Genomic DNA, 26,616 nt, shown 5'->3' on the forward strand with positions numbered 1-26,616 from the left:
GCCGGGACTTGCCCGGCTGCCGGGGGCGGTGCGGAAGCCGGCGGCTCGGCAGGAGGTGCAGCCTGCGGCGCCGGTGACACAGGGGCTCCCGTTTGCGGGAACGCCGCTGTGTGGCTTAAGCAAGCCATAGCCAGTGCCGAGGTGCCCAAAAGGGCCATTCCAGTCGCGCGCATATTCCCCCCAACCGATCGCGCGACAGGAACACTCGAACTGATAAGCCGCGACATCAAAACGTAGCTAAGGCTACATGTTAATGTACTACCGTTAACTGTCAAGATGTCGCGCCCGGCCTTCGCAAGCGCCGCCGCCGACCTGTTGCAGATCAGCGACAAGCCGCCAACTTGCAATGTGGCCGGCCGCGCGCCATGGTCGCGCTCGTTTGGACGGATTCGCCTGGAAGGTGCAGAGTTGCGCAAGCCCTCGACAGATCGGGCCAAATCGATGCAGCCATTGCCTGCGGAACAAACGCAGGCGCGCCGCTTTGGAAAGGCGCGATCGGCGCGATCGACGGCAGTTCTGGAAGACTATGTCGAACTGATCTCCGACCTGCTCGGAACGACCGGCGAGGCGCGCCCTACCGACATCGCACGCAGGCTGGGCGTATCGCATCCGACGGCGATCGACACCATTGCTCGGTTGAAGCGTGAAGACCTGGTGACCGCCCGCCCCTATCGCGGGGTGTTCCTGACCGAGAAGGGCGAGACCCTTGCCAAGCGCGTCCGCGCCCGTCACCGCCTGGTGGTGGATGTCCTGCTGGCGCTGGGCGTCCCGCAGGAAGCCGCGGAGGGTGACGCCGAGGGCATCGAGCATCACGTTTCCGATGTAACACTCAAGGCCTTCGCCGAATTCCTTCGCGATGCCAAGGATCGGCGCAAGGCATGACGCGATAGGCGCGCTAATTCTACTGCGTGATAGCTGCTCAAACCCCTCATCCTGAGGAGCCCGTAGAGCGGGCGTCTCGAAGGATGTAGGCCCACAGACGGGGCCTCATGGTTCTCCCGGCGATGCGAAGCATCGTCCGGAGACGCGCGGAGCCTGTCATCGGGCCGCGCTACGCGCGGACCCGTTGGCGCTCCTCACCATGAGGGGCTTGCAACGCAGTAACGCTAGCCGGCTTTGGTCGTCTTGCGCTCGCCGGTCATGGCATTTTCAGCCGCCCGGCTCATCAGCGAAGCATAGTCATGGCCGAACAGGGATTCGCAGAAGCGGATCGCCGCCTTGGCCTGCATCTGCCGGTAGGCGCGCGCCCTCGTGTCGCCGCCGCGCAGCGCCTGCACCAGGCTTTCGGTGGATCGCTCGACGTAGTGCTGCAGGTCGGAATAGGTCCGCAGCGTCACCTCGTTGATCGCGAGCTCGCTGGCATAGGTGCGGCATACCGCCACGAAGTCGATCAGGGCGGCGATCTCTTCGACCTCTGAGTCGTCGATCTTGGGCGCGGAAGCGATATCCTTGTCGGCGCGCTGACGCAGAATGCGGCGGACCCGGCCGGGCACGCTCTCGATCTCTGACTGCAGCGAATTGGAAATATCCGCGCGAATCGAGGTGAGCTGGCGGCCCCACACGGAATCGTTGCGCAGATCGAGCTCGGTGCGGAGACCGCGCACGCCGTCGTGAAGGGCTTTCAATTGCTCGCCGACATTGTCGAAGTGGCCGCGCCTGATGTCCGTGCGCAGGCAGGCCGTGAGGAACGAGAGGTCGTGCAGCGCGATCGTGACGGCGACGCCGTAGGGCGTGGCGGCCACGCGAATCTCGTCGTCCGATGCCGCCATCTTGATTGCGAGACGGATGATCTGCCACGGCGACGCCAGCCGCTGCATGATCAGCGACAGCGCGAACGGCAGCAATTGCGGCGTCTGCAACGAGGGAACGTTGAGCGCCGTACCCACCGAGGCAATCTGGGCTTCAGAAAATACCCGCAACTGGCTGGGCATCCGGCTGCCGAGCGTATCCAGCGCCTCGCGCGCCCGCAGCACTCCTCCGATCGACAACAAATCCTCGACGACATTGGGCGGGCCGATACGGGCGAGCGTCCGATGCCTGTCGTCGCCCGAGACCGGTGTGGCGACCTTGACGATCGCGTCGGCTGCCGCGAGCTGGAACTTGCGGATCACGCCTTCGAGTCCGGCGCTGCTGCCGCTCTGCCTGATCTCGGCAAGCGCGGCTTCGAATGCGCGCGTGGCATCGGGCGCACCGTCGCGGCCCAGCCATTGCCAGACCGGCAGCAGCGAGGCACGCCGGACCTGACCGGCCCTGACCGGAAAGTTGCTTTCGACAAGAAACGGCTCAAGCGGACGGAACAGCAGGCGCGCCGGATCGTCGGTCCGCGGACGCCCCTCGTCCTCTTCCTCGGTTCCGCGCACGACCTTGCGCAACTGCTCGAGCACGAAATTGGCGACGGCGACGTCTTCCCCGCGCTCGATGGCGCGCTCGAACTCGCGCATCAGCAGCGCCTGCGATTGGGGCGGGAGCTGGGCGAGATAGTCCCTCAGCCGGTCGGTCGATGTCTGGCTCATTCGCCTGGTGTGGATATGCTTGTGTCATACGGCCGGCAAAGCGCGTCCGCCGCCGATCTTAGGAGTGTGCGCGTTAAGAACCCGTTTAGGAATAACGAAATCAACCCCGGGCATTGCCGGACCCCTTTCCCTCAACCCCAGGTAATCACCCCCGGGGCGTTCAGATCCCCGGCAGCACCAGCTCGGCCCGCAACCCGCCGATCGGGGCATCGCCCAAGACAAGGCTGCCGCCGTAAAGGGCGGCGAGATCGATCACGATAGAAAGCCCGAGCCCGGACCCGGGCTTGGACTCGTCCAGCCGCTGGCCGCGCCGGGACACCTGCGCGCGCTCGGCGGCGGACAATCCGCGGCCATCGTCATCGACAATGATCCGCAGCCGCGGCCCGGCGCGGGGCTCTGACGGCGGCTCCACCCTCACCTCGATGAAGACCTGCGAGACCGCCCATTTGCAGGCATTGTCGACCAGATTGCCGGCCATCTCCTCGAGGTCCTGGCGCTCGCCGCGGAACTTGGCCTGCGCGTCGGCCTTCACCGCGATCGTGATGTCGCGATCCCGATGGATCTTTTCCATGGTCCGCCGCAACGCCTCGATAGCGGGCGCGACCTCGGTGACGGTGCCGACGATGGTGACGCGCGCGGCGATGCGCGCGCGCTCGAGGTGATGGGCGACCTGATCCCGCATCACATCGGCCTGCTCCAACACCTTGCTGGCAAAGGGATTTACTGCGTGGGCCGCGGCTTCGTTGACGATGACGGACAGCGGCGTCTTGATGGCGTGCGCGAGATTGCCGACATGGGTACGCGCGCGCTCGACGATCTCGCGGTTGGCGTCGATCAGCGCGTTGGTCTCGCGCGCCAGCGGCGCGATCTCGACGGGAAACTCGCCTTCCAGCCGCTCGGCGCGGCCGGAGCGGATGTCGGCGATCGATTCCGAAATGCGCTTGAGCGGCGCCAAGCCGAAGCGGACCTGGAAAATCGTGGTCAGGAGCAGCACGATGCCGAGCGCCGTGAAGGTGCCGCCGAGATAATAGTCGAAGGCGCGGATCTCATCGAAAATCTCGGATGCGTCGCCGGCCACGCTGACCAGGAACTTGCCGTCGGCGCCAAGATCGACCGGCCGCTCGACGATCCGAAGGTCCTGGCCCTCGGGCCCATCGACGTAACCGAGACGGATGCCGGCGGGGGTCAGCTCCGCGCCGATATCGTCGAGCTTCGGCAGCTTCTTGTCCCACAGCGAGCGCGACGCCCGCGTCTCGGCCTTCTCGTCGGTGCGGACGACCTGCCAGTACCAGCCGGACAGCGGCAGTTCGAACAGCGGCTCGCCGAGCGACTGGAACTGGTGGTCGGGCGGCTCGTCCGGGGTCGCGACTTCGGCGATCAGGGTGCGGAGATAGAGGTTGAGACGGCGGTCGAAGGCGCGCTCGGTCGCGTTACGATAGACCGACGACAGGATCACGCCGGTGATGAGCAGGATCACGACCACCCACGCGGTCGCCGACAGGAACAACCGCGTCGCGAGCGAGCTTCCGCGCATCAGGGCACGATCCAGAAAAGCATGTCCTTTAAGGCCTCGGCCAGAAGGATGGAGGCCGGAGTTCGGATAGGGTCATGCTCGAATTAATCGGCCAGCAAATCAAGCCCCAGGCGACGGCGGCGTCAGCAGATAGCCGAGCCCGCGCACGGTCTGGATGATGTCGACGTCGAGCTTCTTGCGGATGCGGCCGACGAATACTTCAATAGTGTTGGAGTCGCGATCGAAGTCCTGATCATAGAGGTGCTCGACCAGTTCGGTGCGCGACACCACGCGGCCGGTGTGATGCATCAGGTAGGCCAACAGCCGGTACTCGTGCGAGGTCATCTTGATCGGGTTGCCGGAGACGCTGACGCGGCCGGTGCGCGTATCCAGCGAGACCGGGCCGCAGGTCAGTTCCGACTGCGCATGACCGGTGGAGCGGCGCAGCAGCGCGCGAATTCGCGCCAGCACCTCTTCGAGGTGAAACGGCTTGGCGACGTAGTCGTCGGCGCCGGCGTCGAAGCCCTGCACCTTGTCGCTCCAGCGGTCGCGGGCGGTGAGGATCAGGACCGGCATGCCGCGGCCGTTGCGCCGCCATGCCTCCAGGACCGAGATACCGTCCATCTTGGGTAGCCCGATGTCGAGCACCACGGCGTCATAAGGTTCGCTGTCACCGAGGAAATGCCCCTCCTCGCCGTCGAACGCGCGATCGACCACATAACCGGCATCCGTCAAAGCCGCCGTAAGCTGACGGTTGAGATCCGGATCGTCCTCAACAACAAGCAGGCGCAAGCTGGCCTCCAAAAGTGAGCCCTACGATATCAGATCTCAAGATGAGGCTCACCGGCGTGAACGGGCCATGAACGGGGCACACAGCGCTATGTTACTTTTTCGTCATGAGGCTTTCCGCGGCCGGGCATGCCGCAGGCCGAACGCCTAACATGTCCAATTGAATGCCCCAAGGGCCCGGCAGGTTGCTTTGCGTCGATTCCCGAAATGGTGGCGCGCTTCCCACGCAAGGACAGGCAAGCCTGATCCCGCCGCCTCGGTCAGGTCCCCTCAGATGCGGAAGAATACGAACCAGACGATGCCTAGGATCAGAACCGCGAGCCCGGTCGAAACCGTCAGGAGAGCGAGCACCGACGGTCCGGGTTCAGCCTGACGCGCCTCGGTCGGGGTTTCGGTGATCTGGCCATGCCGTCGTGTTGCCATGGGACCTCTTTGGGTAAGTGCCTGTAATGCCAGCGAATGCACCGCCTGTTAAAGCAACGCCTGATTGGAAACGATGTTCCGGGCTTTGCGGCCATGCCGCGGGCCGCAGCGTCCAAAAGGTCGCAGGCCGGCTGGCAAAACGGGGCCGTTCGGCGATTAACGCCGTTCCGCGATTCCCTGCCCCCACCAGTTTGAGACGAGGGCATCCGATGGTATTCTTACCAGTCGTCTGTTGCGTCCTCGGAGTATCCCCATGGCCCCCCGCGCCAATTGGAAGGGTTTTCTGCGCCTTTCGCTCGTGACCTGTCCGGTCGCCCTCTATCCGGCGACGTCGGATACCGAGAAGGTCTCCTTCAACCAGATCAACCGCAAGACCGGCCATCGCATCAAATACGCCAAGGTCGACGCCGAGACCGGCGAGGAAGTCGCCAACGACGACATCATGAAGGGCTACAAGATCGACACCGACACCTACATCGAAGTGTCGAAGGACGAGCTCGACGACATCGCGCTGGAATCGACCCGCACCATCGAGATCGACGAATTCGTTCCGAAATCCGATATCGACGGCCGCTACCTGATCCGCCCCTATTATCTCGTGCCTGACGGCAAGGTCGGCCACGATGCGTTTGCGGTGATCCGCGAAACCATCCGCAGCATGGACAAGGTCGCAATCGGACGGGTGGTGCTGACCAACCGCGAGCACATCATCGCGCTGGAGCCGCTCGACAAGGGGCTGATGGGGACGCTGCTGCGCTACCCCTACGAGGTCCGTAGCGAGACGGAATATTTCGAGGATATCCAGGACGTGAAGATCACCAAGGATATGCTTGATCTGGCAAGGCATATCGTCGAGCAGAAATCCGCCTCATTCGAGCCCGAGCAGTTCGAGGACCGCTATGAGCAGGCGCTGATTGACCTGATCAACCAGAAGCGCAACGGCCTCAGCACCAAGGCCAAGGCGGCGCCAAAGACCACCGGCAACGTCATCAACCTGATGGACGCGCTCAAGCGCAGCCTCGCCAGCGAAAAGCAGGCCGCCCCCGCCGCCAAGACCAAGGGCAAGAAGCCGAAGAAGGCCGCCGCCGGTCAGCGCGAGATGTTGTTGCCGATCAGCGGCAGCGGCAAACGCGCCGCCAAGGAGACGGCGAAGGAAGCGCCCAAGAAGGCGGAGAAGCCGGTGCGCGCTGCCGCCCGCACCAAGAAGGCCGGATGATTGGGCAAGGAGCGCGATAGCATCATCTAGCGCGCAATGCCGTGGTCGACCCCGTTCGATGATCCGATACCGCTTCGCAGCGGAGGCAGGCTCGCGACGCTGCAGCAAGCCGCCGACTATGTCATGGCGTTGCCGGAAAAAGTGCAACGCGAGGCGCACTGGCAGACCGCAGTCGAGAATCTAATCAATGCGGCGGAGACTGGTGGCGGCTGGCTGATGTTCTCGCGGATCGCGATGGTGCGGGCGCTGAATACGGACAGGAAAGACAAATAGCGCCGGATTCAATCCCCGCCGCCGTCCCCGTCCCCACTGCCAAAGTCCAGCCCGCCATCGCAACTGCCGGACGACCGGTCGTTGACCATCCAATCGATCAGCAGGACTGCGACCAATATCGCGGAGAATACGCGCCACGGATTTTGCTGCACATAGGCCAGGATTGGCGGCCCCCAGTTCACCAACGTTGACCCAAATAGCAGCTCTAGCATGATGCCTGCGCGGCCTTGCCGCTACTTGAGCGAGGTACTGACGTCGTTGAATTTCGTGCTGAGCGTGCTGCCGATGCCATTGACGACGGTCACGATCACGATGCTGACGCCTGCCGCAATCAGGCAGTATTCGATGGCGGTAGCACCGCGCTCATCGTCGACAAATCGTGCCAGTATTCGACGCATAGATAAAACTCCTGCCGACGCTCCCCGGAATTCTCCCGCGCCATACTCGTTAAACTCTAGGTCGGAACGGTTGAAGAGGCCTTGAGGAACAGACTGAACGATTGATTAAGGCGAACGAAGAATTGCGCCTCCGGAATCGTACGGTACGGAAAATTTACCATCGATTGTGCACCGCCCGTCCACCGTCCCCGATCGGCGTCTGGCGGAGTGAGCGCGCACATGACAGCGCAGAAGCGCGAAACGGGAAGCAATTACATCGGGCTCCTACACGAGGAGGAGACCGAGATGCAGCGTGTCGCCGACATATCGGCGACCGCGAAGCACCGCATCATGAATCACATACTTGGCCTGATGGCCGCAATGTTCAGCCGCCGCAGCGAAGTGAGATAATTGCCCCGCTCCGCCGCGGCGTTGAATAAGGGACCGGGCGACCGCCCGGTCCCTTAAGTCATTCTCAGAAGTTGCGCTGGGCGCGGAACTGGAGCAGGACCGTGTCCTGATCCTTGAACTCGTACAGCGCATTCGGCTTCGGCGCGGTCGCCGTGAACACCGAAGAGCCCGACATCTTCTGATCGAGATGGAACCACTGGACTTCGCCCGAGAAGGTCAGGTTCTTGACCGGGGTCCAGCGGGTAACGACGCCAAGCTGCGAGACGTTGAAGTCGGGGTTACAGCTGTACGTACCCGCTGCCTGACCCGGGTGGCTGAGGGCGAAGGCGGCGCAGTAAGCGCCCTTAGCGGTCGTGGTTCCCGCACCCAGCAGATTGTCGTCGGCGCTGCCGTCATACCTGACCGCGGAGTAGCTGCCGAACAGGCTGGTCGACCAGTACGGGTTCCAGTTGTGGTTGAACGCGCCGCGGACGCCCCAGGCCGTCGTCAGGACGATGCCGCCCGTGCCGCCTGGGCCGGGCATGTAGACACCATCCGTGGTCGCGCCGAAGCCGACGCTCTGGTAGCCGAAGCCGCTGTCGCCGAACATCGCGAAGTTCGGCGAGGTGCCGCTGGTGGCGATCACTTGCTTGGTGGCGCCCTTGGCATACGATACGTCGAACTTGATGTCGTCGCCCGCGCCGGTCGGCAGATTCTTGATCTGCAATGCAGCCATTACCGCGCCGCCCCACTTGGATTCGGGATGCCCGCTGATTTCGGACAGGTTGTTCGGCGCGGCGCCCGCGCCAAGCGTGTTGTACGAGCCACTGACCTCATGCGCCATAGCCGAAACCTGGAACAAGCCCCAGGCCTGATCGACCCGGATTCTGCCGACGATGTCGGGCGCGTGGGTGCCGGCATAGGCGTTCGATCCGGTTCCGTTGGCGCCGATCGCCGAGGGAATGCTCAGATTGTAAACGGCGGTGCGATTCCAGACCGTCGGGTCGTCGAGACCGATCGAGCCCGATACGCCGTTGCCGAACTCGGCGGTGTACTGGATGTTGTTGACGCCGGTGTCGGTGTTGTTGCCGCCGAGCAGGTTCGAGTTGATGTTGCCTGGAAAGCCGTTCCAGGGCGTCGAGTAAGCCGACGAGGACTTACCGAAGGTAAAGCCGGCGAACTGGATGAAAAGGTATTCAACCGCGACATAGCCGCCGCCAGGGATGGAAAGCGCGTTTGCAGCTCCGCCGGGAAACGCTGACAGCGAGGTCGGATTGGAGGTGCCGAAATTGTTGAACTGGAAGTCACCCTGGCCGAAGGTGCGGACCACACCGTATTCGGTGGCGGTACGGGTATCGACCGTCAGCGCCAAACGGGAGCGCGCGACGTAATAGTCGGCATAGCGGTTTTGCTGACCAAGATCGCCGCTCCAGGCCGGCGCACCGTGGGCGCCGCCGTTAAAAGTCACGTCGGCGCGCAGATAACCGCCGATCTTGATGCAGGTGTCGGTGCCCGGGATGTAGTAGAAGCCGGCGCCGTAAAGCGAACAGATCTTGACATATTCGACTGCCTTGGCCTTGACCGGAAGGTCTGCCGCCTGTGCCCCGCTCAAGGCCATCAAGCCTGCCGCCGAGCTTAGAATTAAAGTTCGCGCTGTTTTCATTGTTGTATATCTCCTGTTCGCGATGCCCCGCGACATGTGCAAATTGTGTCCCGCGATGCCCCGCGTTTCATGCAAATGCATGCGCACACACCTAATGCAAAAATCTCCAGCGAGAATGACAAGACCGTGAAGCCGCTTCGGTTGGCCAGCGGCTGTGACGTTTTCGCAACGCAGCAGCGTCGAAGCCAGGCAAAGGCGATCCGCTTTCACCTCCAGCTCAGGCGCTCACAGCAGGAATATTCTCCCCGCGGTTGGCGTCCCTTTGGCTTGAGCGGCAAAACGCATATCAGCACTTCCGAACGCAAGCGCCGTACGCGCTTTACCGGGTCGGAAAATCCTGTCCAACTGTCGCAAATCGGCTGGACCAAACCGGCCCGTATCGAGGGGAGAGACCGTCATGAAGCTCGGAGCCGCCATTGCGGAAATCATGAAGCGGGAGGGAATCGAAATCCTCTGCGGCTATCCGGTCAATCATCTCATTGAATATGCCGCCAATGCCGACATCCGCCCCGTGATGGTGCGCCAGGAACGCATCGGCGTTCACATGGCGGACGCGATCTCGCGCGTCACCTCGGGCCGGTCGATCGGCGCGTTCTGCATGCAGCATGGACCCGGCGCCGAGAACGCAATGGGCGGCGTTGCGCAATGTTACGGCGAATCGGTGCCTGTGCTGGTGCTGCCGATGGGCTATGCGCGCAGGCTCGCCAACGTCGACCCGAATTTCAATTCCAGCCAGGCGATGAGGGCGTTCTCGAAATCGTCCGAGCCGATCAACATCGCGGCGGAAGTCTGCAACATTTTCCGGAGAGCCTTTACCAAATTGAAAAACGGCCGCGGCGGGCCGGTGATCGTCGAAATCCCCGCCGACATGTGGAACGAGGAAGTGCCGGAGCCGCTGAACTACACGCCGGTGCTACGCACCCGCTACGGCGCGGATCCCGTACACATAATGGAAGCGGCGGCCCTCCTCGTCGCAGCGAAGCGCCCGGTGATCTACGCCGGCCAGGGCGTCCACTACGCCAAGGCCTGGCCGCAGCTCAGGCGGCTGGCCGAACGCCTCGCCATTCCCGTCACGACCAGCCTTGGCGGCAAGTCGTCCTTTCCGGAAACGCATCCGCTGTCGCTGGGATCAGGCGGCCTCGCCGTGCCGCGCGCGGTGCCGAAATTCCTGGGCGAAGCCGACGTGATCTTCGGCATCGGCTGCTCGTTCACCGAGACGTCATTCGGCATCGCCATGCCGAAGGGCAAGACGATCATTCATTCGACGCTCGACCCCAACCATCTCAACAAGGATGTCGAGGCCAAGGTCGGCCTGGTCGGCGATGCCGCCCTGGTGCTCGATGCCTTGCTGGAAGAGATCGGCAAGAGCGTCACGACCGATCGCGACGCGACGGCGGTCGCCGCCGAGATCGCAGCGTCCCACAAGGAATGGCTGGCGAAATGGATGCCGAAGCTGACGCATAACGACGCGCCGCTGAACCCCTATCGCGTGTTGTGGGATCTGCAGCACACCGTCGACATCAACAATACCATCATCACCCACGACGCCGGCAGCCCGCGCGACCAGCTCTCGCCGTTCTGGAAATCGGTCGAGCCGCTCTCCTATATCGGCTGGGGCAAGACCACGCAGCTCGGCTACGGCCTGGGCCTTGCGATGGGCGCCAAGCTGGCAAAGCCCGACAAGCTCTGCATCAACGTCTGGGGCGATGCCGCGATCGGCTTCACCGGCATGGATTTCGAGACCGCGGTGCGCGAGCGCATCCCGATCATGTCGATCCTTCTGAACAATTTCTCCATGGCGATCGAATTGAAGGTGATGCCGATCTCGACCGAGAAATATCGCTCGACCGACATTTCCGGCGACTACGCCGCGATGGCGCGCGCCTTCGGCGGCTATGGCGAGCGGGTGACCAAGCCGGAAGACATCATCCCCGCCATCCGGCGCGGCATTCAGAAAACCAAAGAAGGCGTCCCGGTGCTGCTCGAATTCATCACCAGCAAGGAGACCGAGGTTTCACGGCCAGGGACCTGAGGGATAACCCGCCCTACTCCGCCATCTCCGCCGGCGTCGAGGGGCCGGCCAGCGGCCGCTCTTCCATTGCGATAATGCACAGCGCGGCGCAGGCCAGCAGCACCGTGGCGGCGCCGAACACGTAGCGGAACGCGGTGATCATGTCCGCGACGGGAATCGCGTTTGCAGGGCCGCGGTGTTCGCCGAGCGAGATGCCCGCACCCAGCACCATCAAGAGGATCGCGCTGAAAGCGGCGACCGTGAACGACGACATCAGCGAGCGGAAGAAATTCATTGCACCCGTCACGGTGCCGATCTGCGCGCGCGCCACCGAGTTCTGCAGCGAGACCACGCTGACCGGGAACGTCGTGCCGAGCCCGAGCGCAAACAGCGACAGCACGATCAGCAATGCCCACAGCGGCAACGTCGTCGCGGTCAGCACCGCACCGAAGACCGCCGCCGCCGAAGTGCCCGCGATCGCCACGCGCTTGTAATGCTTGGCGCGCGCCATGGTCCGTCCGGCGATCGCCGCACCGCAGGTGGAAATTGCGGCGAGCGGGATCAGCGCAAGCCCCGCTTCGCTCGCGGTCAGATGATAGACAACCTCGTAATACAGCGGCAGATGCACGGTCAGCCCCGTGATCGCGCCCAAAGCGCAGCCGCCGGCCACCATGGCGTAGGGCGCGACCGTTCCGCTCAACAGCGGCAGCGGCAGGAACGGCTCCTCGGCATTGCGCGCGTGCCAGACGAAGGCGAGCGCCAGCGCCACCGATGCGCCGATCATCGCCATGATCGCGGGCGACAGCCAGGCATAACGGTTGCCGCCCCAGGTGAGCACCAGCATGACCACGACCGCGGAGGCCATCAGCAGCAGTCCGCCAAACCAGTCGACCTTGCGCCGGCGGTGGAAGACCGGGATCTTGCCCATCTTGGGCAGCAGTAGAAACATCGCCCCGACGGCGAGCGGCACATTGATCCAGAAGATCATCGACCAGTGCAGATGCTCGGCGAACACGCCGCCGAGCACGGGACCCATCAAGCCTGCAGCCATCCAGACACCGCTGAAATAGGCCTGATACCTGCCGCGCTCGCGCGGTGAGACCACGTCGGAAATCACGGTCTGCACGACCGGCATGATGCCGCCGCCGCCGAGCCCCTGAAGGCCGCGCGCGACGATCAATACCGGCATGTTCGGCGCCACCGCGCACAGAATCGAGCCGACCGTGAATAGCACAAGCGAAACGGTGATCATGACGCGGCGGCCGTAGATGTCGCTCAGCGTGCCGAACACCGGCGCGACCGCAGTCGAGGCCAAAAGATAGGCGGTTATCACCCAAGAGAGATTGCTGACGTCGTTGAACTGGCGGCCGATGGTCGGCAGCGCCGTCGCCACGATGGTCTGGTCGAGCGCCGCCAGGAACATCGTCAGCAGCAGGCTCATCAGGATGGTGCGGACCTCGTCCTGGGTTAGCGGCGCGGGCGGCGCGATCGGCGGCGCATCGCTGACATCGATGACCTCGGTCGTGATGCGCGAGAGCTCGCCGCCGATATCGTCAGGCAATGTCGTCTGGTCGGCAGGCTCGCGGCCCTGCCGTTGGTGCTTGTTCATGTCGGACGTAATATTGTTCTGCGCAGCCAAAGCCGCCGAGATGGAATCGCCATATCGCACGCACCTTAGAGGGCAATTTCCTCTCGCGGCAGACGCCTGCGCGCATGGGTGCATCCCGCGGGGGTCTCATCGCGTTTCCGTGAGCGATTTTGGCGTCTCGCGGGTCCAAGCGCCTTCAGCTCCGCCTTGATGGAGTTTCCAGGAAACCAAGCCCCGTAAATCTCCGGCCGGCCGGCCTAGAGCTTCAACGGCTTGAGCAGATCGATCAGATGCGGTTTGCTCTTTTCGACAATCAAGAGCTTCTTCGCCATCTTCGGGTTGTTCTTGAAGAATGCGGTCAGGCTGTGTTTCTCGGCAGACCAGTCGTCCCGCACCGGCTTCTTGGATGCCGGATTCTTTTTCTTTCGGGCCTTCTCCTTGGCCTGCTCCTTTTCCCAATCCGCCTTCCGTCCCGCGTCGATCTCCGCAACCGGATAGGTCAGATGAATCGTGTAGCCGGCGTCAGCGCCCCGCGCATCCAGCAGCATTTGCAGCGTGGCGCGTTCTGGGTTGCCATGCTCGCCATCTCCGGAGAAAACATAGTGATCGGCCGGCACACGCTTGAAGAAGATGGTCTCCATGTTGTTGTCGCTGCCGTGGTGCGGGACCTTCAAGAGGTCGACATGTTTTTTGCCGCCCGCTTTCAAGAGCCCGGCCAATTCCATTCCTTCCAAAATCTTGTCGCCACGGGCGTCGCCCGTCAGCAGCATGCTTTTGCCCCCGAGTTCGGCAAGGACGACAATGCTGGACAGGTTGGGAATGGATTCATCCTCGAAAGCTGCCAGCGCAGCTTCGGGCGACTTCTTTTTCTTCTCCTTTTGAGCGCGCAGCCATTTGTCATGCTGTTTCTGCAACGCCAGCAGTTGCTGCTGCATCGGCCCGACCACCGTCACCTTCAAGTCGCCGAGCATCACCGGCTTTGCAGCCTTGGCCGCAAGGATAAGCTTGCCCTTGAATTTGTGGTTGGGCTTCCACCCGAGCGCCTTGGCGTCGTCGCGCAACGTGCGGCCCTGCGGAATGCTGGACAGCACCTCGACGGTTTGATGCATGTCCTCGTCTTCGATCTCGCTGTCATCCCCGCGCATCTGGTTTCCGAAGCTGGCCAGCACGCTTCCGGAATCGATACCCGCCTCACCTTCCACAGCCGCCGCAACCGATGCGGTGCCGAACCCTGCCACCAGTTCATCGGGCTTGGTCTTCAGCAGATCGTCGAAACTATTGTGCCATAGGCTTGTCACGTCGAGCCGCATGTCTGGACTGTTGCCGCGCTGCTCTCTGGTGAGGTCTAGAATTCCCTTGATGTGGTCGTCGTCGACATGGCTCACCATCACAACGTCGACCGGCAGCGCCGCATGTTCGTCGAGCTCGCGGGCTTGGTGGATTTTCTGCAGCCGCGGCTTGAGGAATGGCTTGTAGACATCGGACGGGCCGCCATCGATCAGAATCAGATGCAGATCCTGCTCCGGTCCGAAGTGCAGCATCAGGCAATCGCCCTTGCGTGCCCGCAACACATCCAGACTGAAGAACATTTCCTGCCTCCCTAGATGGATTGAAAGGCACGCAGGATGTCCAGCATGCCGTGGCCCTGGAAACTTCGCTCGCGGCCGAGATCGGTCGCGCTTTCGCACAGGATTCGTTTGACCCGGCGCGGCTGGCCGATCAGTTCCTCGTAGCGCGCCAGCAGCATCGCGGCAGCGCCGCTGACATGCGGCGCCGCCATGCTGGTGCCGGACTCAGGCCCCCACTCCTTGTGATCGCCGCCGGTGATGCACGACTGCACCCGCTCCCCCGGCGCCACCAGATCCGGCTTGAGGCGGCCATCGCCGGTTGGACCGCGGCTGGAGAAGAAACTCACGCCATAGGTATGCGGCCAGTTTCCGTGCGTGGACCCGACCGTGATGACGCTCTCGCCATTTCCCGGATCGGTGATGCTGAATGCCGCATAGCCTTCGAAAACACCGCCATCCGTCAGTTCGAATTTCTGGAAGCCGCGATTGCCCGCCGCGGCAACCACCACGACCCCGCTCTCCACCAGCCGCTCGCATTCATTGCACACCGGCGTGCGCCCGCAGGCATAATTGCGGACGTTATGCGGGATGGAGAGGCTGAGGTTGGCGCCGTGAATCGTGATGTAACTATGCCGCTCATTCACGTAGCGAATGTATTGCAACGCGGCGATAACCGCGAATTCGGTATCGTCGATGGTCTTGCCGAGAACGCGGAAATCGTAGAGGCGGATGTCGGGACACATACCGTCGGGATGGTTGGTTGCACTTCCGTTGGCACCGATGATTCCTGCAACGTGTGTGCCATGCGTGCTGGGCGGTTGCGGCGGGTTCTTGAGCGTGATCAGCTTTTCAACGGCGCCCCAATTGATCGGGCGCTTTGCTCTGGCGTCCTCGGCGATCTCCTTCAGATAGCGGGACGCGTCGGCCGGCTTGATGCCGGCGGCTGTCGCGAGTTCCTCCAGTTCCGCAGGAGTGATGTCATTCTCATCATTACTGACAATCTCGCGAATTCTCGTGAAGTCGAAGGTCTTCCTGACGCGCGATCTGTCCGGCTTGTCTGGGTCGGCGAGAGCCGCGTGCTGGGCGTCGATGCCGGAATCAAGCACCGCCCAAACGATGTTCTTGCAATTCACCTTGAACAGGGAGTGCGCAGCATCGGCCTTCACGGCCGGAATGGATCGATCGAGTGCTGCCGACGCGACGCGGTTCAGCGAGACCTGAAAGATAAGGCCATCGGTTCTGGCTTCTTCGCTGTCGTCGGGATCATCCGATGCCAGGGCGTGGGGATTGGCTTGAATGACCCCGTAAAGGTCGAACATTCCTTTGATGATTTCATCGATATAGGGCTGATATCTCCGGAATGCCTGATCGACCTTGAGCAGCGGCAAACGCTCCACCGGCTGGGGTGGAGCGCTGCCCGGGATAGTCGGACGCTCGAGCCTGCCGATCCAATAGATCAACCCCGCGAGCGCGATGTATCTTTCCAGTGATGTAAAGTTCTCCGGATTGTTGCCGGGCCGGCCGGGCTCCCGCTCAAGCAACCTGCGCAGGTTGGCCTGGTCGATCTTCAATATTCTTTCCTGGAGCTTTGACTGCCTCCACCACTGCGTCAGGGGCACGAGAATGCGCAGCACTTCGTCGAAATACAGCTTTGCACCCACAAGCCCTTGCAGATAGGCGACCTTCGCTCTCACTTTCGGCCGCTCGGGCGGCGGCGGTGTTTCGCTTTTGCGCTCCTGCTCGCGCAGGGCTATTCCGCGCGGAATGATATGGGCGACCACTGCGGCGGTCGCATTTTTGTGCGGCGTGATCAACACGTCCTGAACGACGCCGGGATCAAGCGCATAAGCGGCCCAGACGTCTCCGAGCAGCGGAGAATCCTGCAACACGCGCCGGTCGTCGATCGGGCCTAACAGGATGTGCTCGACCAACTCCGCAGGAATCGAGAATTGCAGCGGTCTGTCAGCCTTGGCTCTCGCGCCGCCGGGCACGTCCTGCGCGATGTCGGGCTTCGCAGCTACCGGAGTTGCATCCGCGGGCGCCGTCGTGCCGGATACCGCTCCCTCTGGTTCCGGGGCGGCCGGCGTGGCGTCATCCGTCGACTTTGGCTTGCGGCGTCGCGATGTCGCCCGCTGCTTGCGTTGCTTTGCCACGTTCGGCCCCCTCGCCTCTGCCTCAGACCCCGGATTGAGGATAGGGAAACACCGGCTTCGGCTTCAGCTCCGAGTCCAAATGCTTGCGCAGCGCGGCATCGCAAACCGCGTAGCCCCAGTTGATCAACCTCTCTTGCGTGGTCGCGTCGAGCCGCTTCAGGCGCGTCGGCAGTTCGGCAAGCTGCGTCGTGCGATCCAGCGGACAGTTGAGCGCATCGGGCAGTTCGTAATCCGCGATATCGCTGCGGATGCCCCAGTAAGCGCCTTTGCGCGCTCCCGATATGAAGGAGTCGATGACTTGGCGCTTGCGCAGCGAACGCACCTGGTTGTCGATCAGGTTCAGAACCCGGTAGGAATGCCGCGGCCAGTCCGTCTCCGGCTCTTCCTCTTCCTGGGTTTTGCCGCCGGCGTCACTTACCAAAACCGTTTGATGCCGCTTCCATGCGGTCTCCAGACCAAGATTATCGTAGACGCCCCCATCGCTGAGAACCACGCGGGTGGTGAAAGGCGGCCGTTGCAGATCGAGGCCCGTGCCCGGTTCGAAGTCACCGTCCCTCAGACGCAATTCGAACGGGGACAGGACCGGCGGAAATGCGGACGAAGCCGCAACCGCCTGTGCCAGAGGAATCCTGGGATTCTCCACCTTGCCGACGCGGTAGTCGCGCATATAGGGCTTCATGAAACGCCAGAGCGCGCCGGATTGCACGTTGGTCGCGTTGATCACGAAGCGCGGCTCGTCGGGCATGTCCTGCAGCGTCTTGCCGTGAAACAGGTGGTCGTCATATGCCTTGGCGATGCGATCGCCGACGCTGCCCGGTAACAGCGCGCCCAGGATGACGGATTCCGCGTCGATCGTGACGCCGGCGAAGGCGCGCAGCGGCTCGACAAATTTGGGAATGAAGTCGCTCCTGACGCTGTCAGGCTTGAAGCTGAGGTTGCGCCAGGCCAGCGCCAGGTGGCCGGCCGTGATCGAGCCGCCCGACACGCTCGATATCCGCTTGATGTTCTGCAGTAGCCCGGTTTCATAGAGGCGCCAAAGCACGCCGATATGAAACACCATCGCACGATACCCTCCGCCGGAAAGGCACAGCGCGGAGCTCGGCTCGGGCGGCCTGTTCTCGTCGTCCGTCGGTATCGGCTGAACAGGACCGGTATTCATGGGACACCTCAAAATTGAGGGACATCTCACTGATGGGAAATCGAAATCTAGTGCAAAGCTTAAGGATGTTCGGCGCTAAATATACAACTACCTTAGCGCTTTGACGGGCGAATGCAAAGGTGCATGTGGTTGCGGCGGAAGCGCTGGTGAAATCAGGGCCGCTTCTTCAGCCGCGCCCGCTTCGGCAACAGCGCCGGCCATTGCACGATGTGGTCTTCGAGATCCTCATCGGCGATCTCATCCTCGGTGCCCTGCACCCTGCCGCGCACCGAAACGCCGGCTTCATGCACGGTGTTGGGATCGCCCGAGATCAGCGGGTGCCACCAGTAGAGATCGCGTCCCTCGGCGACCAGCTTGTAGCCGCAACTCGGCGGCAGCCAGCTCAGGGTGCGGACGTTCTCGGGCGTCAGGCGGACACAATCCGGAACCTTGTCGGAACGGTTCGGGTAGTCCTTGCAGGTGCACAGGCCGGAATCGAGCAGCTTGCACGAGACATGGGTGAAGTAGATTTTCCCGGTATCCTCGTCCTCGAGCTTTTCCAGGCAGCAGCGCGCGCAGCCGTCGCACAGGCTTTCCCATTCGGCGTTGGACATTTCCTCCAACGTCTTGGTTTTCCAGAAGAATCCCTCCTGGCTGGAAGCTCGCTTGGGCGGCGCGGTCATGAAGTCGGATGGTTTCCGGTTCGAGTTCGGCTGCAACCCTTCTAGGAGCTAGGGCGACCCGGGTGCAAGCGGGCTGAATACGGGAGCAAAAAAGCCGGGACCGCGTTAGGGCTGACCACCCAAATGGTGAGCGAGAGCATTGGTTTATGGCCCCCGCTCGGATAGAACAATGGCGAGTCCCCAAGGGTCCTAAAAAGCGCCTTGGGTTTGCCGCAACGTTGAAGCATGACGTCTCGATAGCGCCCGGCCGGGCGCAAGAGCGTTTCGAACCGACCAAGGGTCCCGGTGCGCCAGATCTTACCTCCGCAGTGGAAACCGAAGATCCGGAACTTCCTTCTGGATCTGGACGCGCGTATCGACTCGACGCTGTTTTCGTCGGGCAAGGGCCTGCGCGAGCTGTACGAGCGCTATTCCACCTTCATGGACCGCTTCTATGTCGGCCGCTGGAAGCGCTGGGTCTTCATCGAACCGTTCTCGGAAGCCGCCACCATCGGCCTTGCCGGGCTGATCGTGATGCTGGCGCTTGCGGTTCCCGCGTTTCGCGAAACCGCCGATGACGACTGGCTGAAGAAATCCGATCTGGCAGTGTCGTTTCTCGACCGTTACGGCAATCCGATCGGCAGCCGCGGCATCAAGCACAACGACTCGATCCCGCTGGAAGATTTTCCGGACAACCTGATCAAGGCGACGCTCGCGACCGAAGACCGCCGCTTCTACGACCATTTCGGCATCGATATCCCGGGCACCGCGCGCGCGCTCGTGACCAACGCGCAGGCCGGCGGCGTGCGCCAGGGCGGTTCGTCGATCACGCAGCAGCTCGCCAAGAACCTGTTCCTGAGCAACGAGCGCACCATCGAGCGCAAGGTGAAGGAAGCGTTCCTGGCGATCTGGCTGGAGACGCGGCTCACCAAGAACGAGATCCTGAAGCTCTATCTGGACCGCGCCTATATGGGCGGTGGCACCTTCGGCGTCGACGGCGCCGCGCATTTCTACTTCAACAAGTCGGCGCGCGACGTCAATCTGGCGGAATCCGCCATGCTGGCCGGCCTGTTCAAGGCGCCGACCAAATACGCCCCGCACATCAACCTGCCCGCCGCCCGCGCCCGCGCCAACATCGTGCTCGACAACCTCGTCGATGCCGACTTCATGACCGAAGGCCAGGTGTTCGGCGCCCGGCGTAACCCGGCCGTGGCCGTCGACCGCCGCGACGAGAATTCGCCGAACTATTACCTCGACTACGCCTTTGAAGAGATGCGCAAGCTGGTCGACACCTTCCCGAAATCCTATGTCGAGCGCGTCTTCGTGGTCCGCACCGCCATCGACATGAATGTGCAGCGCGCCGCCGAGGACGCGGTCGAAAACCAGTTGCGCCAGTTCGGCCGCGACTATCACGCGACGCAGGCCGCCACTGTGGTGGCCGATCTCGATGGCGGCGTTCGCGCGATGGTCGGCGGCCGCGACTATGGATCAAGCCAGTTCAATCGCGCGACCGACGCCTACCGGCAGCCGGGTTCGTCGTTCAAGCCCTATGTCTACACCACCGCGCTGCTGAACGGTTACACCCCGAACTCGAAAGTGGTCGATGGCCCGGTATGCATCGGCAACTGGTGTCCGCAGAACTATGGCCATTCCTATTCCGGCTCGGTCACGCTGACGCAGGCGATCACCCGCTCGATCAATGTTGTGCCCGTAAAACTGTCGATTGCGCTCGGCGGCAAGTCGCCGAACCCTGCGAAGGCCGGCCGCGTCAAGATCACCGAGGTGGCGCGGAAGTTCGGCCTCACGGCGCCGCTGCCCGATACGCCGTCGATGCCGATCGGCTCCGACGAAGTCACCGTGCTCGAACACGCGGTCGCCTATGCGACTTTCCCGAACAAGGGCAAGTCGGTGAAACCTCACGCGGTGCTGGAAGTGCGCACCGGCGCCGGCGACCTGGTCTGGCGCTTCGACCGCGACGGCAAGAAGCCGGTGCAAGCCATTCCCGCCTCCGTCGCCTCCGACATGGCGTGGATGATGAGCCATGTCGTCAGCGAAGGCACCGCCCGCCGCGCCGCGCTCGACGGTATTCCGACCGCGGGCAAGACCGGCACCACCAACGCCTACCGCGACGCCTGGTTCGTCGGTTACACCGGCAACTTCACCTGCGCGGTCTGGTACGGCAATGACGACTATTCACCGACCAACCGCATGACCGGCGGGTCGCTGCCCGCGCAAACCTGGCACGACATCATGGTCGTCGCGCACCAGGGCGTCGAGGTGAAGGAAATCCCCGGCATCGGCATGGGCACGAAGCTGCCGCAGCCCGCCCAGCCCGCCAACGTCGCGGCCAGCGGCGCGGCACGGGTGCTGGAGACCAAGCCGGGGCCACCGCCGGTATTGACCAAGCGCGGCGCGGATATTCTGGTGCGCGTCGAGCGACTGCTCGACGAGGCCGGCAAGGCCGCGGGCAAGACCTCGTTAAACGATCAGAAGTCGCCGGCCAAGCCGGTCACGTCTGGCGCGCTGGCGTTTCCGGAGAACTATGTCGCAGCCGCCGGCGAGCAGGCTGCGCCGCCGGCGCAGCAGAAGAATTAAAACGCATGATCCGGCAGAGCATTAACCGGCTTTTCTCGGAACAGACGCTAAGCGTCTGCCCCGGCATGCCCAAACAAAAAGCAGCGCTTCAGGTTTCGGATGAAGCCGGTTCAACCGGAATCTGATGCCGTGAGATTTCGGAGCACTGGCCTGTGCGGCTGATCTTCATCACCTTGCTGGCGTTGGCGCTTGCCACCGTCGTCGGTCTCGGCTCGACCTATATGACGGCGACGCGCGGCACCGATCTCGGCACGCTGACGATCGGCGCCTGGACCGCGCGGCCCAAGAGCGGCACCGCCGACGTCGATCCCTATTCGCGCGCCTTGATTGCCCGCAGCGGCGAATTGCCGATCGGCACCGGCGACGGTATCGCCTTTTCCGCCACCACCGACGACAAGAAGAAGCCGCTCGACGGGCGCTGCGACGTGGTCGTCAGCGGTGTGACGCCGGCAGCCCGGTTCTGGACGCTGACGCTGTTCGACCGCAAGGGGCATCTGGTCGCCAATTCACTGCAACGCTACGGCTTCACCAGCCAGGAAATCGTCCGCGGCTCAGACGGCGCGTTCGAGATCCGCGTGGCGGCGCGCTCCCGCGCCGGAAACTGGCTGCCGACCGGCGGCATCGAGCGCTACGCGCTGATGCTGCGGCTCTACGATACGCCGGTTGGCGTTGCGACGCGGACGCAGCGCGACGCGCCGATGCCCTCGATAGCAACGGTGAACTGCCCATGATCCGGCTGCTGTTCACCATCATCGCAGGCGTGCTGCTGGGTGGCGTGGTGCACCTCGTCAGCGTGCTGGCGCTGCCGCGCATTGCCACCCAGGACGCCTATTCGCGGCTAACGCCGATGACCAGGGAGAATGCGGTCACGGCGCTGCCGCTCGCCGAGCCCAACAACGCGCCGATGCCGTTCATGGACCCGGCCTTTGCGGTCGCGATCTGCCGCTATGACCTCACGGGCGGCCCGCTGAAACTCACGGTGCCGGTTAGCCAGGCCTACACGTCGGTGTCGTTCTACACGCGTAACGAGGTCGCCTATTACGCCATCAACGACCGCTCAGCCGGCCGCAAGGTGATCGAACTCGACCTGATGACCGAAGAGCAGCATTCGGCGTTGCCGGAAGACGAGGAAATCACCGCCGCCGACCGGCTAATCATCGACTCCCCCACCACGACTGGCCTGATCGTGCTGAAGGCGTTGGCGCCGGAGCCCGGGTTGATGCCGCAGGCACAGGCCTCGCTCGCGGCGTCGCGTTGCACCCTGCAGACCGAGCCGACGCCGGCCAAGCAACCCGAACCGGCGCCGCCCGCGCCAGCCCCTGCACCGGCGCCACGGTCCAAGCGCTGATCACGGCCTTGAGCGGGATGGGTAGGAGTCGAATCGATTCCTCATTGGCGCGAAGCCAACGATCTCGTGTCCCGGACGCAGTGCAGATGCTCTTCGGCGGTACACCGCAGGGCCCAGACACAAAATCGCGAAAACAACCCCATGCAAAGTAGAATGGGCCCCGGCTCGCAGCACTCACGCCGCTTGGGTCCGCTGGTGCTGGCCGCAGCGGCAATTCTCGTAGTCGACCGGATCATGACTATTGAAGATCGTCACGGCATCGCCGTGATTGGCCTTGAGCGTTCGTAACCTCTCCTGGTTTTCGATCCGCATGGCGCGATCCATGTCGCCGCGGCGCTGAAACATGCCGAGCACCAGCGGCATCCGCGGCGACGCCTGCATCTGACTATGGAAAAAATAGGCATCGCCCGCGTGCAGTAGCCATTTGTCCCCGCTCCGGACGGCGATGCCGCAATGGCCGAGCGTATGACCCGGAAGCGGGATCATCAGAATGTCGGGCTCGCGGTCGCCGAGCGCGCGCACGCCCTTGAAGCCGAACCAATCCTCGCCGCCTTCGTCGTAGAAGGCCCATTGCGGCCCGTGCTTCCACTGATCGGTGATGTAGCGGCCCTTCGGCGCCGGCGTCCGGCCGGTCACCGCCATGTCGTACTCGCGGCGATGGACGTGCACCTTCGCGTTCGGAAAATCCGGAATGCCGCCGGCATGATCGCGATCGAGATGAGTCAGCAAGAGATGCCGCACGTCGGCTCTCGAATAGCCGAGCGCCTCGACCTGGCGCACGGCAGTCTCGGCCGGATCGAGCCGCGGCGTCGTCTGCCGAACCCATTTGGGCCCGAGCCGCGGCGGGTTGGCAATGTCGTCCAATCCGATGCCGGTATCGACCAGCGCCAGCCCGTCATTGGTCTCGACCAGCAGACAATGACACACCATGCGCGCGCGCTGGAAAATGCTGCCGGTGCCGTTCACCAGGCGCCGGCCGATCGGGCACATGGTGCCGGTGTTGAGATGGTGGACGCGCATGACAGTTCTCCCTGAGGTCAGGCGCTCTGCTTGCCATTCGATCTATCATAGGTAAAATATCGATCTTCGATAGTACCAATAGGATCAGCCTATGGATATACGCGAACTCCGATACTTCGCGGCCGTGTTCAGGGAGCGCAACCTGACGGCGGCCGCCAAGCGCTGCTTCATCTCGCAGCCCTCGATCTCGGCGGCGATCACTAATCTGGAAGCCGAACTCGGCACCGCGCTCTTCATCCGACACAAGAAGGGCGTGGCGCCGACGGAAGCGGCCGAACAATTCCACGCCGTGGCCCGCCGCATCATCGATGAGGCGGACGCCGCGAAAAACCTGTTCCGAAAACCTGCGACGCGGAACGCGCTGACGCTCGGCCTGATGCGCACGCTCGACCGGCCGCGAACCATTGCGCTTCTGAAGCCGCTGACCGGGAACGCCGACATCGCACTTCGTCTCGTTGGCGTCGATGATGCCGCGGATGCGCGGATCGTCTCCAAAAATCTGCTGCGCGCCGACGAGCATTTCGTTCCGCTCTGGGTCGAGCGCTACGTCGCAGCCCTGCCGCCGTCGCATCCGCTGACGCTGAAGGAGCGGCTGCGCACCACGGATCTCGCCGGCGTCGCCATGATCGATCGCTGTCATTGCGAGCAGAGCGAATTCTTCGGCCGTGCCGCACCGGCCAAGCGGCAGCCTGCGGCAATTGCCGAATCCGAAGACTGGGCGATGGCGCTGGTTGCCGCCGGTGTCGGGATCGCCATCGTTCCCGAAGGCGTGGTGCGCGCCAATTCCGATGTCGCCGTGCGCGAGATCGATGTCGACGTGAAACGCGAGGTCGGGCTCGCCTACAGCGCGGCACGGCCGCCTTCGGAAGCCTTGCAGAACTTTATCGCGAAGCTGCAGCGGCAACGGCCCAAAGCGGGCCGCGTCAAACCGGCGGGGACCGGGCGTTAGGACGTGCACTCATAAAACGAGAGATGTCTTGCTTTCGAGGCAAAAGAGACATGCGCTGGCCACTCCGGAATTTCGCGTTTTGACCCATAGCGGCTGTCGTCCGGCCCACCGGAAGCGGACAACGCGGTACCAGATTTGTTCGTATTCGTTAAGTAGCGTTACTGCGTTCGACGTGCTGCGCCAGTTTCTCGAGGGTCTGATAACCGAATTCGACCGCGCCGAATCCGATCCCCGCGTCGCGCTGAGCCTTCGTCGGATGCAACTGCCGCAAGGTGATGACGGTCTTGCCGTCGCTCTGCTCGTCGAACGTGATGGTGGTGCGGAATATGCCAGGATCGTTGTCTTTGTCGGCGCCATGATCGATCTCGATCAGGTGCGGCCTCTCGATGCGCCGGAATTGCATCCGATTCGTATATCGCTTGCCGTCGGGAGCGATCATATCGAACCGCCATTCGCCGTTGACGCGAATATCCATTGACTTTGTCTCGACCCTAAAACCGGCCGGACCAAACCATTGGGGGAGATGGCGCGGATCAACCCAGGCGGAGAAAACCAACTCTCGTGGCGCGTTGATCACGCGCGAGAGGACGATCTCTCGATCGAGCGCCCAAGTGGACAGGGGCGTTTCATTTTGACTTGCGTTTGCGGGCATTGGACTTCTTCTCCTTCTTCAGTTTCTCAAGTACATTTCCAGTCGATCCAGTCGTTGCTCCCAGACCTCCCTTTGGGCCGCCAACCAAACCTCGACGGTTGCGAGAGCTTCCGTCTGCAATGAGCACATCCTGACGCGACCCGTCTTCTCGGACGCAACGAGGCCGCTGCTCTCCAGAATGCGGATGTGTTTCATCAGGCTCGGCAGCGCCATTTCGAACGGCTTCGCCAGCTCTCCGACGGATGCCTCGCCATCACATAGTCGCATGACGATCGCACGACGGGTCGCGTCGGACAGGGCCCCGAAAACGCGGTCGAGTTGCATTGATTGGTTAGCCATAAAGCTAACTATAGTGGAGACACGAACGTGTGTCAATGACAGTTAGCCAGACGGCTAACTAATAGATAGTGAGCACGGCGTCGTCGATCGAGTTCGCCAACTCATGAAGAGAGAGTGCATCGCTGCGGAAGTGTCAGTCGCGATCGAACCGAAGTGGAACTTGAAGATATCTCTACGTCCGTTGTTGGCTCAAGTTTTCGATCGAATTTCGGCCGCAAGTGGCACAAATGTGAAGTGCCGACTGCATCGAGCAATGTCCGAGTTCGGGGGCGACGCGGACAACCTATGCTGGTACTGAGTTCTTCTCAGTTTGAGGGTAAGCGGACTGCCGAGTTGCACGCTCGGACTTCCGAATTTGACCCCAAGCGGACCTCCGGAAGTCATTGGCTACAACGCCGAGCGCGGAATTTAATGGCGCGTTTGAGCCTTCTCGCTTTTCCGTTGGGCGGCCGCCTCCAGATCGAAACTCGTAGCGCTTCGAGGAAGCCCCATCTTGCTGACGAAGTAACAGCCAGCCAGGTACCCCATCGTCATTCCAATGCAGCGTTGGCTAGAGCCGCGCCAACCTTGTCGCTTAGTAATAAGCTGAACATCGTCCCTGTGAGCAGGTCGTATAACGGAAAGATCATGATGCCCAGGAGTGCCCAGAAGACAGGGACCGGAGTAGATCGAATGAGTTTCAAGGCACAACCTCCAGTCTGACGCTGAGACATTGGCGGAGGTGTGTTAAGGAAAGTATGAAACCATATGTAAAATTGAGCCTCGATGTCGTCTTGTGGCGCATTTCGAGACATCCCGACGCAGGGTACCAATGTCTGTTCATAGGGGCAGAGCGGAAGTCGTCGGTGCGCGCAAATCGACGCGAATGACCCCAAGCAGACATCTGGTCGGACGGCCACTTCCTGTTAGGAGTGTCCTGTTGCTATAGTGATCTGGATGATGACACAGCCACCCGCATTCATTCCAAGGCGTCGATGGAAGGTCATCCTTGCAGCCTACCTCGTGGGTCTTCTGATATGCGAATTGCTTTTGCTTCTGAGTGCTTACCAAAGTGGAGGCTTTGATCGTCCGCACAGTTTGGCTGATCTAGCGATCATCGGATCATACCACCTAGCCACCGGGTTATTGTGGCCGGTTGTTTTGATAGTGTTCATTTTGCAACTATCGGGACTTTTGCCCCAGCCCATCCAGTTCTAAGGACAACTATGCTCGCCTATCCTGAGAATGTCCGTTCACCGGGGCATACCGCGACGCCGCCGGGCAAATCGACTTTCAGGGAACGATGCAGGCGGTCACGTCGGCGATCGAGGGCTGGATCCGCGAATATCCCGATCAGTGGCTGTGGCTACACCGTCGCTGGCGGTAGCGTCTGCTTAACCCCCGTGGCCCTCACCGGAGGCATACCGTCCAGCTCGGCAATCCGGCGGTCAATCTCA

The 26,616-nt window shown here is 62.5% G+C and carries 23 protein-coding genes and 1 pseudogene; 10 read left to right on the plus strand and 14 right to left on the minus strand.

Translation table 11 applies throughout. The annotated features are described in order from the left end of the window. Positions 1-408 precede the first annotated feature (408 nt). Positions 409-882 (plus strand): manganese-binding transcriptional regulator MntR, encoded by a 474-nt coding sequence (gene mntR / locus CP49_RS31340; RefSeq protein WP_420807666.1) that lies wholly within the window; start codon positions 409-411, stop codon positions 880-882. 224 nt (positions 883-1,106) lie between these two features. On the opposite strand, the gene CP49_RS31345 is transcribed toward mntR, so the two are convergent. From CP49_RS31345 to CP49_RS46405, 4 genes are all read right to left on the minus strand, one after another. Further along, the gene (locus tag CP49_RS31345) at positions 1,107-2,513 is read right to left on the minus strand and encodes a hypothetical protein (protein ID WP_057853991.1); all 1,407 of its coding nucleotides are present in this window, start codon (positions 2,511-2,513) and stop codon (positions 1,107-1,109) included. A gap of 160 nt (positions 2,514-2,673) precedes the next feature. After that, positions 2,674-4,047, minus strand: coding sequence for a sensor histidine kinase (locus CP49_RS31350; RefSeq protein ID WP_057853992.1), 1,374 nt, complete (start codon positions 4,045-4,047; stop codon positions 2,674-2,676). Between the two features lie 99 nt (positions 4,048-4,146). Then, entirely contained in the window at positions 4,147-4,818 is a 672-nt protein-coding gene (locus tag CP49_RS31355) for a response regulator transcription factor (RefSeq protein ID WP_057854011.1), read from the minus strand. 267 nt (positions 4,819-5,085) lie between these two features. Next, positions 5,086-5,238 carry a hypothetical protein gene (locus tag CP49_RS46405; RefSeq protein WP_197423293.1) on the minus strand — a complete coding sequence of 51 codons (153 nt, stop codon included), beginning with the start codon at positions 5,236-5,238 and terminating at the stop codon, positions 5,086-5,088. Between the two features lie 253 nt (positions 5,239-5,491). On the opposite strand from CP49_RS46405, the gene ku reads away from it, so the two are divergent. Then, positions 5,492-6,454, plus strand: a complete 963-nt coding sequence (gene ku / locus CP49_RS31360; RefSeq protein WP_057853993.1) for a non-homologous end joining protein Ku — start codon at positions 5,492-5,494, stop codon at positions 6,452-6,454. Positions 6,455-6,490: 36 nt separating this feature from the next. Next, positions 6,491-6,727, plus strand: a complete 237-nt coding sequence (locus tag CP49_RS31365) for a hypothetical protein (RefSeq protein ID WP_057853994.1) — start codon at positions 6,491-6,493, stop codon at positions 6,725-6,727. Positions 6,728-6,960: 233 nt separating this feature from the next. On the opposite strand, the gene CP49_RS31375 is transcribed toward CP49_RS31365, so the two are convergent. Next, entirely contained in the window at positions 6,961-7,125 is a 165-nt protein-coding gene (locus tag CP49_RS31375; RefSeq protein ID WP_057853996.1) for a Flp family type IVb pilin, read from the minus strand. A gap of 219 nt (positions 7,126-7,344) precedes the next feature. On the opposite strand from CP49_RS31375, the gene CP49_RS45380 reads away from it, so the two are divergent. Beyond that, positions 7,345-7,515 carry a hypothetical protein gene (locus tag CP49_RS45380; RefSeq protein ID WP_156438765.1) on the plus strand — a complete coding sequence of 57 codons (171 nt, stop codon included), beginning with the start codon at positions 7,345-7,347 and terminating at the stop codon, positions 7,513-7,515. Between the two features lie 64 nt (positions 7,516-7,579). On the opposite strand, the gene CP49_RS31380 is transcribed toward CP49_RS45380, so the two are convergent. Beyond that, positions 7,580-9,157, minus strand: coding sequence for a porin (locus CP49_RS31380; protein ID WP_057853997.1), 1,578 nt, complete (start codon positions 9,155-9,157; stop codon positions 7,580-7,582). A gap of 337 nt (positions 9,158-9,494) precedes the next feature. Between CP49_RS31380 and CP49_RS31385 the strand changes: the two genes are divergently transcribed. Continuing rightward, the gene (locus CP49_RS31385) at positions 9,495-11,189 is read left to right on the plus strand and encodes a thiamine pyrophosphate-requiring protein (RefSeq protein ID WP_276326862.1); all 1,695 of its coding nucleotides are present in this window, start codon (positions 9,495-9,497) and stop codon (positions 11,187-11,189) included. A gap of 13 nt (positions 11,190-11,202) precedes the next feature. Here the strand turns inward: CP49_RS31385 and CP49_RS31390 are convergent, their stop codons facing one another. From CP49_RS31390 to CP49_RS31410, 5 genes are all read right to left on the minus strand, one after another. Then, positions 11,203-12,777: an MDR family MFS transporter gene (locus CP49_RS31390; RefSeq protein ID WP_057854012.1), complete on the minus strand. Its 1,575-nt coding sequence runs from the start codon at positions 12,775-12,777 to the stop codon at positions 11,203-11,205. A gap of 236 nt (positions 12,778-13,013) precedes the next feature. Continuing rightward, positions 13,014-14,345, minus strand: coding sequence for a ComEC/Rec2 family competence protein (locus tag CP49_RS31395; RefSeq protein ID WP_057853999.1), 1,332 nt, complete (start codon positions 14,343-14,345; stop codon positions 13,014-13,016). 11 nt (positions 14,346-14,356) lie between these two features. Further along, a complete protein-coding gene (locus CP49_RS31400; protein ID WP_245310955.1) occupies positions 14,357-16,477 on the minus strand; it encodes a S8 family peptidase in 2,121 nt (706 codons plus the stop codon). A 22-nt stretch (positions 16,478-16,499) separates the two neighbouring features. After that, positions 16,500-17,636: a patatin-like phospholipase family protein gene (locus CP49_RS31405; RefSeq protein WP_057854000.1), complete on the minus strand. Its 1,137-nt coding sequence runs from the start codon at positions 17,634-17,636 to the stop codon at positions 16,500-16,502. A gap of 152 nt (positions 17,637-17,788) precedes the next feature. Continuing rightward, positions 17,789-18,298 carry a YcgN family cysteine cluster protein gene (locus tag CP49_RS31410; protein WP_057854001.1) on the minus strand — a complete coding sequence of 170 codons (510 nt, stop codon included), beginning with the start codon at positions 18,296-18,298 and terminating at the stop codon, positions 17,789-17,791. A gap of 285 nt (positions 18,299-18,583) precedes the next feature. Here CP49_RS31410 and CP49_RS31415 point away from each other — a divergent pair, with 285 nt between their 5' ends. The 3 genes from CP49_RS31415 (at position 18,584) to CP49_RS31425 (ending at position 22,220) form a co-directional block, all read left to right on the plus strand. After that, complete coding sequence (locus CP49_RS31415; protein WP_057854002.1) at positions 18,584-20,872, plus strand: transglycosylase domain-containing protein; 2,289 nt, start codon at positions 18,584-18,586, stop codon at positions 20,870-20,872. Between the two features lie 152 nt (positions 20,873-21,024). Continuing rightward, positions 21,025-21,603: a DUF1214 domain-containing protein gene (locus CP49_RS31420; protein ID WP_057854003.1), complete on the plus strand. Its 579-nt coding sequence runs from the start codon at positions 21,025-21,027 to the stop codon at positions 21,601-21,603. Then, complete coding sequence (locus CP49_RS31425) at positions 21,600-22,220, plus strand: DUF1254 domain-containing protein (protein ID WP_057854004.1); 621 nt, start codon at positions 21,600-21,602, stop codon at positions 22,218-22,220. The genes CP49_RS31420 and CP49_RS31425 overlap by 4 nt, the downstream gene beginning before the upstream one ends. Positions 22,221-22,394: 174 nt before the next feature. Here CP49_RS31425 and CP49_RS31430 read toward each other — a convergent pair whose 3' ends face one another. Beyond that, positions 22,395-23,240, minus strand: a complete 846-nt coding sequence (locus CP49_RS31430) for an MBL fold metallo-hydrolase (RefSeq protein WP_057854005.1) — start codon at positions 23,238-23,240, stop codon at positions 22,395-22,397. Between the two features lie 91 nt (positions 23,241-23,331). On the opposite strand from CP49_RS31430, the gene CP49_RS31435 reads away from it, so the two are divergent. Then, positions 23,332-24,189: a LysR family transcriptional regulator gene (locus CP49_RS31435; protein WP_057854006.1), complete on the plus strand. Its 858-nt coding sequence runs from the start codon at positions 23,332-23,334 to the stop codon at positions 24,187-24,189. Positions 24,190-24,337: 148 nt separating this feature from the next. Here the strand turns inward: CP49_RS31435 and CP49_RS31440 are convergent, their stop codons facing one another. Next, complete coding sequence (locus CP49_RS31440) at positions 24,338-24,841, minus strand: SRPBCC family protein (RefSeq protein ID WP_057854007.1); 504 nt, start codon at positions 24,839-24,841, stop codon at positions 24,338-24,340. A gap of 18 nt (positions 24,842-24,859) precedes the next feature. Next, positions 24,860-25,180 (minus strand): ArsR/SmtB family transcription factor, encoded by a 321-nt coding sequence (locus tag CP49_RS31445; protein WP_057854008.1) that lies wholly within the window; start codon positions 25,178-25,180, stop codon positions 24,860-24,862. Positions 25,181-26,426: 1,246 nt separating this feature from the next. On the opposite strand from CP49_RS31445, the pseudogene CP49_RS45385 reads away from it, so the two are divergent. Continuing rightward, positions 26,427-26,546: pseudogene (locus CP49_RS45385) on the plus strand (LpxL/LpxP family acyltransferase); the annotation flags it as partial. Positions 26,547-26,616: the final 70 nt, after the last annotated feature.

The sequence above is a fragment of the Bradyrhizobium valentinum genome (assembly GCF_001440405.1).
GTDB classification, from domain to species: domain Bacteria; phylum Pseudomonadota; class Alphaproteobacteria; order Rhizobiales; family Xanthobacteraceae; genus Bradyrhizobium; species Bradyrhizobium valentinum.

What these genes read in the sequence shown, in the direction of transcription:
- CP49_RS31345 (WP_057853991.1), bottom strand. Translation starts at nt 2,513, where the DNA reads ATGAGCCAGACATCGACCGACCGGCTGAGGGACTATCTCGCCCAGCTC.
- CP49_RS31350 (WP_057853992.1), bottom strand. Translation starts at nt 4,047, where the DNA reads ATGCGCGGAAGCTCGCTCGCGACGCGGTTGTTCCTGTCGGCGACCGCG.
- CP49_RS46405 (WP_197423293.1), bottom strand. Translation starts at nt 5,238, where the DNA reads ATGGCAACACGACGGCATGGCCAGATCACCGAAACCCCGACCGAGGCG.
- ku (WP_057853993.1), top strand. Translation starts at nt 5,492, where the DNA reads ATGGCCCCCCGCGCCAATTGGAAGGGTTTTCTGCGCCTTTCGCTCGTG.
- CP49_RS31365 (WP_057853994.1), top strand. Translation starts at nt 6,491, where the DNA reads ATGCCGTGGTCGACCCCGTTCGATGATCCGATACCGCTTCGCAGCGGA.
- CP49_RS31375 (WP_057853996.1), bottom strand. Translation starts at nt 7,125, where the DNA reads ATGCGTCGAATACTGGCACGATTTGTCGACGATGAGCGCGGTGCTACC.
- CP49_RS45380 (WP_156438765.1), top strand. Translation starts at nt 7,345, where the DNA reads ATGACAGCGCAGAAGCGCGAAACGGGAAGCAATTACATCGGGCTCCTA.
- CP49_RS31380 (WP_057853997.1), bottom strand. Translation starts at nt 9,157, where the DNA reads ATGAAAACAGCGCGAACTTTAATTCTAAGCTCGGCGGCAGGCTTGATG.
- CP49_RS31390 (WP_057854012.1), bottom strand. Translation starts at nt 12,777, where the DNA reads ATGAACAAGCACCAACGGCAGGGCCGCGAGCCTGCCGACCAGACGACA.
- CP49_RS31395 (WP_057853999.1), bottom strand. Translation starts at nt 14,345, where the DNA reads ATGTTCTTCAGTCTGGATGTGTTGCGGGCACGCAAGGGCGATTGCCTG.
- CP49_RS31405 (WP_057854000.1), bottom strand. Translation starts at nt 17,636, where the DNA reads ATGAATACCGGTCCTGTTCAGCCGATACCGACGGACGACGAGAACAGG.
- CP49_RS31410 (WP_057854001.1), bottom strand. Translation starts at nt 18,298, where the DNA reads ATGACCGCGCCGCCCAAGCGAGCTTCCAGCCAGGAGGGATTCTTCTGG.
- CP49_RS31425 (WP_057854004.1), top strand. Translation starts at nt 21,600, where the DNA reads ATGATCCGGCTGCTGTTCACCATCATCGCAGGCGTGCTGCTGGGTGGC.
- CP49_RS31430 (WP_057854005.1), bottom strand. Translation starts at nt 23,240, where the DNA reads ATGCGCGTCCACCATCTCAACACCGGCACCATGTGCCCGATCGGCCGG.
- CP49_RS31435 (WP_057854006.1), top strand. Translation starts at nt 23,332, where the DNA reads ATGGATATACGCGAACTCCGATACTTCGCGGCCGTGTTCAGGGAGCGC.
- CP49_RS31440 (WP_057854007.1), bottom strand. Translation starts at nt 24,841, where the DNA reads ATGCCCGCAAACGCAAGTCAAAATGAAACGCCCCTGTCCACTTGGGCG.
- CP49_RS31445 (WP_057854008.1), bottom strand. Translation starts at nt 25,180, where the DNA reads ATGGCTAACCAATCAATGCAACTCGACCGCGTTTTCGGGGCCCTGTCC.